Below are 12,500 nucleotides of genomic sequence, written 5' to 3'. Positions count from 1 at the left end.
ACTGGTGAGCCGCTTCCAGTTCGTTGATGATCACCGGGACACCTTCGAGGTGAAGCGGATGTGCCAGGTCCTGGACCTGCAGCGTTCCTCCTATTATGCCTGGCGCAAGGCCGCGCCCGGCCGGGCCCGCAGGGCCGCCGCCGACCAGTGCCTGGCCGAGAAGATCCGGGTCCTGAACCGGGCCGACCGGACGCTGGGTGCGCCCCGGATCACGGCTGAGCTGAACGAGGGTGTGCCGGCCGGTGAGCGGATCAACCACAAACGGGTGGCCCGCGTCATGCGCGAGCACAACATCACCGGGCTGCGGTTACGGCGCAAGGTCCGCACCACGATCAGCGATGAGTCCGGGCAGAAGTTCCCTGACCTGGTCAAACACCAGTTCTGGGCGCCCGCACCGGGCTGTGTCTATGCCGGTGACATCACGTACCTGCCGCTGGCCGACGGCAGCAACCTGTATCTGGCGACCGTCATCGATTTGGCCTCACGCCGCCTGGTCGGCTGGGCCATCGCCGATCACATGCGTACCGACCTCGTCATCGCCGCACTCAACGACGCCGTGACCACGCGAGGATCGCTCCAAGGAGCGATCTTTCACTCGGATCACGGAGCTCAATATACGTCGAACGCCTTTGTGGAACACTGCAGGAAACTCGGGCTGCGACAGTCCATGGGCAGGATCGGCTCCAGCGCCGACAACGCCGCGGTGGAGCCCTGGAACGCCACCTTCAAACGAGAAACCCTCCAGGGCGAGCCGTTCTGGATCGATGCGGCCACCTGCCGCCGGGACAGTTTCCGGTTCTGCACCCGGTACAACACCCGCCGAAGGCACTCCTACTGCCAGAAAGTCTCACCCAACCAGTACGAGAACATCCTCAACGCTGCTACGTTCGTCCTGGCAGCCTGAAACACTCACCCGCGTGTCCAAGTTCCGGGGTGAAGGCCCGACCGCGTACTGACGTGGTTCCTCAGCGAGTTCGAGTACACGCTCGACGCCCTGAAATGGAGATATCTCGTTGTCTTGGGTCATGAAGCCCTGCGGGAGATGGATTTGCAGGACCTGATCTTCGGCGCCGTCGAAAGAGGTTTTTGGTCCCAGCCCGAGCTGGACACGTGGCGGGGATGCCTGAGCGTCCGCACCCGCATTCTTCAAGGTGAATCGGTCGAATTGGTGGACAAGTTGGCCTTGCGCGTGCTCTGGCTCCGCGGCCTGACTATGCGGACCGCGGTCCTCGCGGGTGACGGCTCCCTTGCCCCTGAGCAACGGCCTTAATCAGCCGGACGCGCCATGATGGGAGACCCACGGTCTGTAGATGTGAAGACTTGGAGATGACTCTCCAAGTCTTCACACTGCCGGAAACTCCTTGGCGGCAACGTCCTTGGCGGATTTGTCCGTTGTCAACGGAGGCAACGTTGTCGGAAATGTTCGACCCTCGAGGTCGATGAGTTCGAGCACAGTAAGTAGATCGGTGGAAACGCTCGGCGGCGGTGATTGTGTGCTGACAGCCATGATCAACAGCACGCAGTGTCGGCGTCGGTAGTGATACGGGCGCGAGCGGTGCTCGATTTCCAGCAGTGAACCGTCTGGTCATGTTCCTCAGACGGGGCCGGACTAGGCTAAAGTTCGTGGGCAGATGTACCCGTAGTTGCCACTACGGGTACATCTGCACCCGCACATTGTTGCCAATCGGGATCAGCAGCACGGTGCCTTCACGCTGCCAACTGTCCGGGATCAAGAACATCTGGTCGCCGGTGGCTGTGTAGAGTCGCCAGCCAGACGACCGGTAGTTGAAGTCCTGTCCCTCGGGTCCGTCCAGCCTGTCCTCACGGACGACGGTGGCCGGGAGGCGAAGGGACTCCTTGGTGTCCAAGATGATCTGAGGCTTTTCGTTCAGGCGGCGTACGTCCACGGTGGCTTGGCCTCGCCCGTACACCCACGCGAAGGAGTTGATCGCCCAGAAACTGCTGAGTGCGACGATGAGCCAGACGCAAACCCACGCGGTGGTCTCGTGCCGGGGGTGGTGGTCGGCGGCGGTTCTGGTCGACGTGCGCAAGTGTAAGCGCCGTCCGGAAGCCAGGAGTAGCGAACCCAGGGCGAGGCAACCAGGAGTGGTTGCTGGGGCCTCTGTTTCGGCGATCGTTGGGATTACCATCCCAACTGTGCCCCTGGTCAGCAGGATGCATCCGAGCGCGACGAAACCGTAGGCGACCCCGCGCAGCACCCGTCGCCGACGTCCGGTTCGAAGCGCTCGTTCCAGCGTGACGTGCAACCAGATCCCTAGGCCGACGATGGCCAGGGCGAGGACAAGGGGCGGGAACATGACGCCCACACTCTGCATCAGCAGGGCCTGCTGAGACAGCCCGAGCAGGTCGAGGTCAATCCCGAAGTAGGCGAACCGCGCGCGGGTCGCGACGTACCCGAAGTAGTAGAGCAGAGCGCTGATGACTGTCGTCGGGGCGATGACCTGGACACCGAGTTTGATTAGTTCCGTCTGGGGATCCTTACCGGCGGGGGCAGTCAGTTCGGTTTGGGCTGAAGGACTGGCCGAACCGTGGGTGGCTGCCGGTGAACCGGTGCGGGCTGGGGCGGCGGTGGCCCGTGGCTTAACCGCCGCGGCGTCAGGACGACGCCGCTTGCGGGTCGGAGGTTTCATCAGCACACATGTTCGTCAGTTCGAAGTCCCAGTACGAGTTCCCATTGGTAGGTCGGCCCGCCGCCCAGCAGGCCAGCAGGGGCGTGCTCAGAACATCCCACTGCACTCGAACGGGATTTTCCTGGGTTGGGTTTCGATCTGCTGGCACCTCGGTGCACGGCCTGGGTGCTCGGTCGGTGCAAAGCCCTTCCGCCATCACCACGATCTCGGACCTGTGGTTCTTGGCATCAAGCGGCGGTGCCTGCACCGGGAAATGGCAGAACGTTCCCGGGGCGATGTCGCCGGATCTGCACAGCGGAGCCTCTGATGCCTCCGATTCCACGCAGTCGTCAGGAGTGCCTTCGGCTTCCAAGAAACCGCCGTCCCCTTCCAGAGACGTAATGGCAACTGAGGCAATGCGGAAGGAGATTTCCGCTCGGTTGGTCAGAATGAGGCAGTGCACAAGATCGGTCTCGCCATTCACACCTGTGAAGATCCTCGGGTCCTGCCGGTACGTTACGCTCTGGTCCGGCCCGGCTACTACCACAACCGGGTCGTGCTCGTCGGTACTGCGCGTTATCGATGGGCCAACTGGCGGCCTCGTGGTACTGGTGGTCGTCACCGGCGGATGACTGGTGGGTGAACCCCAGGGTGAAAGGGTCGGCGTGGACGGCCTTGGCGGCAACGATGGTGGTCTCGGATCTCCTGTGGCGGTCGGGCCCGAAGTCGACGTCGGAGGCGTCCCCGGATCGAGCACCACGGGTGGCGAGATCGGGGATACCACGCTTGAGGGACTGCTCTCCGGCAAGTCCTGCGAGTCGTTGGTTTCCGTCGTCACCGGTGGGTGAAGGGCTTTCGGTACCGAGTCGTGAACCGAGCCCTGTTGCTGCGGCGCGGTGGACGGTGCGGTGCTGGAGGGCAACCTGGTCGGACTGCTCGGGGCAAGGCCAGGGACGCGTCTGCCGGTCGCCTCGGACGGGGTTTCTCCTCCAGGAAACAGGATGGCCCATCCGCCCACGATGACGGTGAACGCGCAACTACAGATAAGGATCATCAGCCAATGCCGGCGAAGCCGGGCTTTCAGGTTCGTCAGAGAGTTGTCCACGATCCGATCCACAGACGGGACTCCGCGCCCACCGAGGGCGGTATGCGGAGCCGGAAATATCAGTAGCGAAAGCGTTCTGGCACCGGTCAAGGCGTTGAGTGCACACTCCAGCGATTGACCTGGTCACTGCAGTAGCCCTCTACGCTGACATGGCGATCCGGTTTCACCGAGGTAGGGATTAGTTGGGGGAGAGATCTGCCCGCCCTGGAGTCCTCCCAAAGGTCAATGCGATGCCCAGGATTACGAGCCATGCGGGCCCGACAATGCCTCCGAAGCCCGGTAAACCGGTGCCGACGACCCATCCCGTGACGAGCAGGACCGCGACAAGGCTAGCCAGTCCTAGCCAGCGGGAGAGGAGCCGCAGTCGCAGCGCAAGGTACGCCACCCCTGCTGCCGAGACGATCACGCCGAGCCACCCGATGTAGGACCCGAAGTCGTTCAGGACGTAGTAGATGAAGAGGCCGTTCTCATCAAACAGGCCGCTGTCCAGGCCTTCTGGAAGGTAGATGGCGAGGGCTCCCTTCCAGCCGTAGCCCAGGGTCAGCGCACCTGCCGCCGAGACGAACCCCAGCCGAACCAGATTCGACGCCACACAGTTGAGGCGAGGCTGCAGGTTATGCTGCCACTGCGCGGCGAAGACCAGAAGGGAAGCAACGCAGGCATAGCCGGCGACGACACCGATCCATGCCGTGGTTTGGCTTAACTGACCAACCTGGCTGAGTGTTGGAGGCTCATGAATGGTGCGCTGGTCGGTGCCCAGTGTCGCGAGCGTCCCCAGCAGGCCCGCGGCCACACCTGTCAGAGGCCAGCGAGCAGACGGTGACGCTGGGCTGTGAAGTCGCTGCCCATATATTTGTGAAGTACTAACAGGCAACGGCTTCCCCCGATTTCAACGGCTATCGCCGGATCCGACGTCACCCACCTTCCTGCGCGCGACCTCCCGATCTCCAGGGGAGAGATTCCCGGTTTTCCGGGATTCTCGCAAGTAACCCTCACGACGGTTCGATGCCTGCCTCACGATTGCCAGTATGAGCCCAGAAGTCGCGGCCGCGCCGGTTCCAGGCCGGATCGATCGAGTACTGAGGCTCCTGGCACACGTGTGTGTCATGGGGGTACTGGCCTGCTTCTGCGTGGCATTGGTGCTGCGGGCTCAAATCCCGGCGGGCAACACGCTAGAGCCGCTGTTCCTGTCGGACTTCACGCTAGGGCTGCTCTGGCCTGTCGTGGGCCTGATGATCCTGCGTCGCAAGCCACGCCACCGGATCGGCTGGCTCATGATGCTGCCGGCTACCTTGGGTCCCTACCATCTGCTTTCACACTATGCGGCGTACGCACACTATGTTCCCGGCTTCCGTCCAGGAGCCGACTGGGCAGCCTGGATCGGCTGTTGGTCATACTGCTCGTTCTTCTTCGTCGTCCCGCTCCTGCCGTTGCTTTTTCCCAACGGTGAGGTCGTGTCTCGGTGCAGGAGAGCCGCTGTCGTCCTGTTCACGATGTTCGCCACCCTCGCGCTCGCCGCTGCGATGATCGGCTACCCGTTCCTGGACGTGGATAACTCGGTGACCAATCCCTTCCTTCTGATGGAACCGACCTGGCCGATCCGGGTCCTCATGGCGAACTCAGCAACCTGTCTGCTCCTGGGACCAGTGGTCGGAGCCGTCGCACTCGTGCGCAGCACACGCCGTGCCGAAGGGCGGGAACGGTCCCAACTCCAGTGGCTCCAATTCGCCGGTCTGACCGTGGCTGCGCTCGCCCTTTTGCAGGTTGTCCTGCTGCTCACGTACGGCACCGTGCCCTTCGCACTGGAAGAACTGCTCTTCACCGGCGAGATAGCCGGTCCGGCTGTCGGTGTTGCCATCGCCATGTTCAGGCACCGTCTGTTCGACATCGAGTTGATCCTTAATCGCGGCGTCGTCTATATCGTTCTCACCGGACTCGTCCTCACTGCCTATGGCCTGCTGGTTCTGCTTGCGAGTTCGTATACGGACTCTTCACACACTGGCACCATCCTCATCGCGGTAGCAGCACTCCTGGCTGCAGCCGTCCGAAACACCGTGCAGAAGCTCGTCGACCGGCTCCTCTACGGGCACCGCAACGATCCCTTCGCCGTCCTGAACCTGGTAGGTGGCCACACAGCGGAGACCACCACCGAACCCGAAACAGAATTGAGGACGACGGTCGAGCGTTTACGTCAAGCATTGTCGCTTCCATACGTCACCTTTCACGGGACCGCGCAGTACGCGAGGGTCGCGGTGACCGCAGGCAACCGTTCCTCTACCGATCCACACATCGTCCCGGCCCGAGCACTGGGACAGACCATCGGCGAACTACACCTCGGCCGCCGAAGCCGCCACGAGCACCTTCAGCACGGTGAACGTCTTATCGCTCAGGAAGTGGCGAGTCGTGCGGCGACACTGGCCTATGCCGCACTCCTGGTGGAGGACGTCGCACAGAGCCGATCACGTATGGTCCTGGCCAGGGAAGAAGAACGCCGTCGTCTGCAGGCCGACCTGCATGACGGTTTGGGACCCGCCCTGGCTGGCACGGCCCACCTCGTGGACGCGCTTGCTCATCGCATCGACAAGGCCGGGCATCAGGTCCTAGCTCGGCAGGCCGGCCTGATCAGCGAACGCATACGACGGACCACAGCAGACATCCGCAGCGTGGCCTACGGACTGCGGCCCCCTGTACTGGATCAGATCGGCTTGCAGGCCGCACTCGAAGAAATCACCCGAGACTACGAGACACCCAGCTGCACCACCGATATCAACCTTACCCACGAAGTTCCCGCAGCCGTTCAGACGGCTGCCTACGCCATAGCCTCGGAGGCGGTCATGAACGCGGTACGCCACAGCCACGGAACACACTTGCATGTACGGGCCCGTCTGACTGACAACACTCTTCGAGTCGATATCGAGGACGACGGAGTGGGTATCCCTGATGTCCCTCGAACTGGCATCGGTCTGCGTAGCATGAGCGAACGAGCCAGTGAGGTAGGCGGCCGCCTTGAATTTCGCCAGAGACATGAGGGCGGCACCACCGTGTCAGCATTCCTTCCGGTCGGTTCCCGATGAACGACGGTGTGGTGCGCGTCGTAATTGCCGATGATCATCCCCTCTTCCGAGCAGGCGTGGCTGCGATCCTGGATGGCTGGGACGACATCGAGGTTGTGGCCCAGACCGCCGACGGATTGGAAACGGTGAAGGCAGCTGACTCCCACCGACCGGATGTGATCCTGATGGACCTGCGGATGCCCGTGCTGAACGGGCTCGCCGCGACAGCCCAGATCACCACCAGCCACCCAGACATTGCTGTGCTCGTCATCACCATGGACAACGATGACGAAAGCGTCTTCGCCGCGCTTCGCGCCGGAGCCAGCGGCTATCTGCTCAAGGAGGCCAACGGAGACGAGTTGCACCGCACCATCCACGGCGTCGCCCGCGGAGAAGCTATCTTCGGCCCCGGCATCGCTCGGCGAGTCCGAGCGTTCTTCAGCACCTCCCGGCCCCAACTGGACCCGTTCCCGCAACTATCCCGCAGCGAATGGGAGGTACTGAACCTGTTGGCCCGCGGCGACACGAACCCACAGATCGCGATCAAACTTGGCCGAACGGACAAGACGATCAGCAACAAAGTCAGCAGCATCCTGACCAAGATGCAGGCTGGCTCCCGCGCGGAGGCCGTAGCCATGGCTAGGAATGTGGGGGTGGGCGAACGCTGAATCTGCTTCATCCTCGACTCGATTCCATGTCAGGCTACCCTCCGTCTTCACGGTAAGTACGGACCGGTCTCAGCGTCGCTTCAGGAATCAGCTGTGGCAGCCTCTGCACCATAGGAACCATCGACTCCCGTTCGCCATCGCTCGGTGGAATTCAGTGAAGTCTGAGAACGCTTCCTGCACCCGGTTGAACAAGGTGGCCACGATTCCCGTCGCTACTACATCGACCATCCAAGAGGGGGCGCAGGGAGACCATGGAAAATATTCAGGTGGGAGTCATCGGCGTCCTGTTCTCTCAGTTCTCGGCAGCAATGGCCGCCGTGGCTTTCACAGCCCTGGTCCTGATCCTGACCTTCAGCGGGGAGATGAGAGCTCGGGACGGCGGCCCTGAGGTTCCATCGGGTAACGTGCGAGACGGAGCAGCTTCTCTCTTCTTCGTCAGCTTTACGGCTTTCGCTTTCGCCCAGCAAGCCTGGAATATGGTGGGCGGCGAGGAGGAGAATACCGAGCGCGCGTACTCCGAGATCGTCGTGGCTGACCTCATGTTCGCGCTAGCTTTCGTCAATATCTTCTTCGGCATCCAGTTCGCCCTGGCTGCCTCGGGACTTCATCATTCGGCCCGACTTGCCCGCCTGATGGCGGTCATCGTGTTGCCTCCCGTTGCGTTCGGATTCATGTATGGCGACTTGGCCAGAATTTTCCCAACGCACGTGTGGGCGACTTGCCTGGCATTCGGCAGCACGGTCTACATCGCGACGGTCTTAGTCCTGCTCTACCCGGGACGACTACCACGAAAGTTGGTGGCGACGATTTCGGCGCTCAACCTAATCGTGCTGACGTTTCTGGTCGCAGTCATGGGAGTCTTGATCTACTCGGCCGCCAGGGACACGGGATTCCTACTACCCGGGATTGCCGTGGCCTTGCTGATGGCCATCTTTCATCTACTTACGGCCCTATACGCTATCGCCGCCTTCGCGCATCGCTTCCAATTAGCCGCGCTTGTGATCGATCTGAAGGGCGCCAAAATCAAGGAAAACGAGGGAGCGAGCACAGATCACTCTCGCACTGACGACTGCCAGGAAGAGCGCAGGCGACAAACTGGCCATGGCTAAAGTCCAGTCCGCTATCCCGCAGGGTGTGTCGGAATGATTCCACCATCATCCCAGCACCACGGACATCCTTGATATCGTTGCGCCGTTGAAATATTTCAGCGAACGCGGCCTTTACGGCCTCTCCTGGCGACCCCAACCGCTTCGGGATCGTGCGAACGGTCTCCGCACCGGCATTGAGAAGCTCATCCAGCAGGGCGGGGTCCTGATCGAGACGGATGCAGTTGGGGGCCATGCTGCGCCTGCGATGCGGGTCCGGCCGAGCGGGATGCGGCCGGACCCGCCTAGTGCGTGGTGGTGCTACAGCCCAGCGAGATGGTCGAGCTCGCCATCCTTGGCGCTTGCGATCCAGGTCGCGTACGCGCTGCGGCTCATGCGCAGCGTTGGGCCCTGCCCGTGTTGCTTGGTGTCACGGACACTGACCTGGGTGTCAGGCCGGCACTGTTCAATGCAGCCGTTGCTGTTCTGCGAGCGCTGGGCCTTGAGCCAAACTGCAGGGTCCGGCGATGCTGCCGTCATAGCTGAAACTCCCTGATTGGTGTTGCTTTACGACGAATGATGCCGAACAGGCGTGCGTATTCCTCGACGTGGTGGACGTCCTCGTCGAACCTCCCTTCTACTTGGTTCTCGGTGTAGGCCACGTGCGGCCATTCGCCGTCGGACTGCAGCAATGTGAATGCGCCTGACATCCACTGATGTAGGCCATCTTTGAATCGCCACACGCGGACATCTATGGATCGCTGCCGCGAGAGGTTCACCACGTGAGCGAACTGGTCACTCATGAGCGTGTCTGATCCCACGTGCGCGCGGAAAATCGCTTCGTGAATGATGAAGTGCATTTTGGGTCTGGGATTTCGCGTGAGGAGGCGTGTCTGACGCTCGAGGCGGAAGTTGAGGTGGGCCTGTCGGCGCTCGGGGGATACCTGAGTTGCTAGGCCGATGACATGTTCGGCGTAGGCTGGGGTTTGCAGCAGGAACGGCATGAATTCTGTTTCATACTGGACCATTGCGGTGGCTCGCGCCTCGATGTCGGCTAACGCACTGACTTGCTCGGGGATGACGTCGCGGTAGGAGACCGTCCATCCGGGTGCGCCAGGGCCGGCCGCTCGCGCCGCAAGTTCGTCCGCCACTTCTGTGGGGAGTCCATAGATGCGGGCCATTTCGCGGACCAGCATCGGTTTTACCGACGTATGGCCATTTTCGATCTTTGAGAGCGTCACAGGATGCAGCTCAAGCATCTGCGCGGCATCATCCTGTCTGAGGCCGGCCGCAGTGCGTGCCGTTCTGAGCCGGTCCCCGAGCTGCCGGTGTCGGATCGAGACCTGCTTGGCCGTGCTGGGCGCCTTCCCTTGTGTCCGCTTCACTCCATGTCCCCTCGTGACCGTTCCGTGGCCTAGCCAGTCTCTCGACTTAGTTAGCCAAACGCTAGGTTTACGTCGCGCTGCTTCAGCCGCCACGCTGTGTCCAAGTGAACACTACGGCTTGAGAGGGGAGTAGCGGGATGCTTACACCGCTGAAGGCAATCGCAAATCCACGCTCTAGAGCGACTTTCGGAGTATGGCTGCGCAGGCGAGGCAGCCGGCATGCAGGCACGCCTGCGCAGCGGCGGGAACTGTTGTCCGAGGTGGCTGAGCTTGACTCGTGGCTTGCTGAGAAGATTCCTGGACCAGGGGATCGCCTCGACTCGGGCCTCGACCAGCGTGCCGAACTGCGCCGTACCAGGCACGTGATCGCCTTGGTGCCGCGCCTCATCGATGCTCATCCGGTCGATGGCGACAACTGCTGCACCCGCTGTTCGCGTCGGGGCCAGGAGTGCCCCGTGAACGATGTGCTCCGCACATGGATCGGCTCATGGGCCGGCACCGGTGGCCTGGCCGAGCGTCGCGAAGGTGACCCATCAGCGGTCTCCACCCGCCGGCTGCAGTGACCAGCGAGCGGGCCAACCGGCTGCGCGAGGACGTCGAGGCACGCCTACGTGCCGCTGATGTCCGTCCCCTCTTGGTCGCGCACTCCTTGTTCGACAGTACGCGCCTCAACGTGATTCTCGAGGCAGCGCTCGGCCGCCAGGACGTCGCACTGGCAGTCGCTGCCGAGATCGATGGGGTGAAGGCAGTCCGGTTCCTGCCTGGTGGTACGGGGCGATCGATCATGCGGCTAGAACTGCGCCCTTAGACCCGCTGTCCTGTCACGGCTGCGTCATCTGCACGGATCAGCTGGGACTGCGGCTCCAGCCCGCGAGGCCACCGCACAGGCTGGCGCGGGCACGAAGGGCACCGCCAGCCCTCCTGGCGGCGCCGAGCAGGGGCGGGCCCAGCGGGTCAGCACCAGGGCCCGTCCCTGCACCAAGCCCACCCGCCCCCGGCACGTCAACGATGCCGGACGCCCAGCGGGACGTATGGGGGCACTGCCGGGGCAGCAGCGCCATCGGGTGACGGGCCGCCGCAGTGGGGAAGCTGCGGGGCCCGTCCCCGTCGACGGAGAGGACAGCGATGATGCTGAGAGCAGACGGCCAGTGGCAAGAAGCCGCAGGTGCCAGCGGATACGGGCGCGTGAGGGTGCGGCGAGACAGCCGCGGCGTCGGCGTCGAAATCGCGCATCCGCTGTCACCTCAGGTCCTGCCGTTCGACTTCACGCGAGCCCGGTGGGTCGAGTTCCTCGACGCGGTCAAGGCCGGGGAGTTCGATCTCGACGACGTTTAGGCGCCGACGCTACTGAGCACGCGCAGAGCTTGCAGGGCCGATAGCACGGGCCCCGCCTCGTCCATGCCGAAAAGGAGGTTGAATCCCTGTGCGCCAGATCCACATCACAGCTGCGTTCCGGGCGCTTGCAGACACCGGTGATATCGAGGCCTTGCGGCCTGTGGTGGCCGCCATCGCTGACGGCAGGATTGAGGTCACTCACCGGCTGCACGGAACGGTTCTGCGGGCTGTCGCAAGCCCGCAGGCGATGGAACTCGCCCAAGCGCTCGAGGCGCTACGACGCAAGGCTGGACGCAGCAATCTCGACGTCGCTGACGAAGTGGGCCTGAACAGCACACAGGTCGTGCGCCGCATGAACGGTCTCGTGATCGGATCATGGCCAACCCTCGCCGCGATCGTGGAACTCCTGAGCGGGGACGCCGAGCACTTCCGGCAGTTGTGGGAGCAGGCCAGGGCCCAGCAACGACAGCCGCGCACCTGACCCCCTGCTGAGGAGTGAACCGAGTCATGTCACCGCACGGTACCCGTGGCCGCTCTGTCGGATCCGGCTGCAGATGCGGGCCCTGCCGACTCGCGAACACCGCCTACGAGCAGGACCGGGCGGTGCGCGGCGAGCGAGGGCACCGGCCCCTGCTCGCACCTGAGTTTGGTCACACCCGTTCGGTTTCTCGGGCCGCGGTTCGCTGACCTGCAGTGATGGTTCCGCGAAGGGCGGATCTGAGGCACTAATCGTGCTTTACGGTGGGGTGCGTGGCGTGGATTCGGCGGGTCCGCACGGCTTCTGGAGCGACGGCTGTGCAGATTGCTGACTCTGTGAACGGTCGCCGCCGGATCGTGGCGCATGTCGGGTCGGCGCATACCGAGGCCGAACTGGGGCTGCTGATGCGCCAGGCACAGGAGTTGCTGGATGATCCTGGCCAGGGCGAACTTGATCTGGGGATCGCTCCCGCAGCGCGCAAGGCCGACCTGATCGGGCCCGTCCGCAGCGGTGAGGCCCCGTTGTTCGACCTGCAGGAGGCGGCCGGGCGCTCTGATCGGCAGGTCGTGGCGCCTGCCAGGGTGGTCTCGACCGGATCGGACGTGCTCTTCCAGGCCCTGGCTCGTGTGTTCGAGGATCTGGGGTTCGCCCCGGTCACGGACGAGGTGTTCGCCTCGCTGGTGATCGCCCGGATCGTGGAGCCGACCTCGATCCTGGACGTCCCCCGGGTCCTGACCGACCTCGGGCAGGACCCGGCCAGC

General features: G+C 63.3%; 11 protein-coding genes and 1 pseudogene. 7 read left to right on the top strand and 5 right to left on the bottom strand.

Annotated elements, in window-relative coordinates; genetic code table 11:
• Positions 1-904, top strand: a 904-nt coding sequence (locus LR394_RS40680; protein WP_231450077.1) for an IS3 family transposase, incomplete at its 5' end; no start/stop codon positions are given.
• A gap of 745 nt (positions 905-1,649) precedes the next feature.
• Here the strand turns inward: LR394_RS40680 and LR394_RS40675 are convergent.
• The 3 genes from LR394_RS40675 to LR394_RS40665 form a co-directional block, all read right to left on the bottom strand.
• On the bottom strand, positions 1,650-2,651 hold the full coding sequence (locus LR394_RS40675) for a hypothetical protein (RefSeq protein ID WP_231450076.1): 1,002 nt from the start codon (positions 2,649-2,651) through the stop codon (positions 1,650-1,652).
• Positions 2,617-3,114, bottom strand: a complete 498-nt coding sequence (locus LR394_RS40670) for a hypothetical protein (RefSeq protein ID WP_231450075.1) — start codon at positions 3,112-3,114, stop codon at positions 2,617-2,619. The genes LR394_RS40675 and LR394_RS40670 overlap by 35 nt, the downstream gene beginning before the upstream one ends.
• Before the next feature lie 799 nt (positions 3,115-3,913).
• Positions 3,914-4,528, bottom strand: a complete 615-nt coding sequence (locus tag LR394_RS40665; RefSeq protein ID WP_231450074.1) for a hypothetical protein — start codon at positions 4,526-4,528, stop codon at positions 3,914-3,916.
• A gap of 235 nt (positions 4,529-4,763) precedes the next feature.
• Here LR394_RS40665 and LR394_RS40660 point away from each other — a divergent pair, with 235 nt between their 5' ends.
• From LR394_RS40660 to LR394_RS40650, 3 genes are all read left to right on the top strand, one after another.
• Positions 4,764-6,809 carry a sensor histidine kinase gene (locus LR394_RS40660; RefSeq protein ID WP_231450073.1) on the top strand — a complete coding sequence of 682 codons (2,046 nt, stop codon included), beginning with the start codon at positions 4,764-4,766 and terminating at the stop codon, positions 6,807-6,809.
• Complete coding sequence (locus LR394_RS40655; protein ID WP_231450072.1) at positions 6,806-7,456, top strand: response regulator transcription factor; 651 nt, start codon at positions 6,806-6,808, stop codon at positions 7,454-7,456. Before LR394_RS40660 ends, LR394_RS40655 begins: the two co-directional genes overlap by 4 nt.
• Before the next feature lie 251 nt (positions 7,457-7,707).
• The gene (locus tag LR394_RS40650) at positions 7,708-8,565 is read left to right on the top strand and encodes a hypothetical protein (RefSeq protein WP_231450071.1); all 858 of its coding nucleotides are present in this window, start codon (positions 7,708-7,710) and stop codon (positions 8,563-8,565) included.
• A 297-nt stretch (positions 8,566-8,862) separates the two neighbouring features.
• Here the strand turns inward: LR394_RS40650 and LR394_RS40645 are convergent, their stop codons facing one another.
• Together LR394_RS40645 and LR394_RS40640 are read right to left on the bottom strand one after the other, a co-directional pair.
• On the bottom strand, positions 8,863-9,081 hold the full coding sequence (locus LR394_RS40645; RefSeq protein WP_231450070.1) for a DUF397 domain-containing protein: 219 nt from the start codon (positions 9,079-9,081) through the stop codon (positions 8,863-8,865).
• Positions 9,078-9,926, bottom strand: coding sequence for a helix-turn-helix domain-containing protein (locus LR394_RS40640; protein WP_231450069.1), 849 nt, complete (start codon positions 9,924-9,926; stop codon positions 9,078-9,080). The genes LR394_RS40645 and LR394_RS40640 overlap by 4 nt, the downstream gene beginning before the upstream one ends.
• Before the next feature lie 1,128 nt (positions 9,927-11,054).
• Between LR394_RS40640 and LR394_RS40635 the strand changes: the two genes are divergently transcribed.
• The 3 genes and pseudogenes from LR394_RS40635 to LR394_RS40625 all read left to right on the top strand — a co-directional run.
• Complete coding sequence (locus LR394_RS40635; RefSeq protein WP_231450068.1) at positions 11,055-11,261, top strand: hypothetical protein; 207 nt, start codon at positions 11,055-11,057, stop codon at positions 11,259-11,261.
• An 88-nt stretch (positions 11,262-11,349) separates the two neighbouring features.
• The gene (locus LR394_RS40630) at positions 11,350-11,742 is read left to right on the top strand and encodes a helix-turn-helix domain-containing protein (protein WP_231450067.1); all 393 of its coding nucleotides are present in this window, start codon (positions 11,350-11,352) and stop codon (positions 11,740-11,742) included.
• 269 nt (positions 11,743-12,011) lie between these two features.
• A pseudogene (locus LR394_RS40625) lies at positions 12,012-12,500 on the top strand (IS1634 family transposase); the annotation flags it as partial.

Origin of the sequence: Kineosporia babensis (assembly GCF_021129305.1) — a bacterium.
GTDB classification, from domain to species: Bacteria; Actinomycetota; Actinomycetes; order Actinomycetales; family Kineosporiaceae; genus Kineosporia; species Kineosporia babensis.
This window is presented reverse-complemented; position numbering and strand designations above follow the sequence as displayed.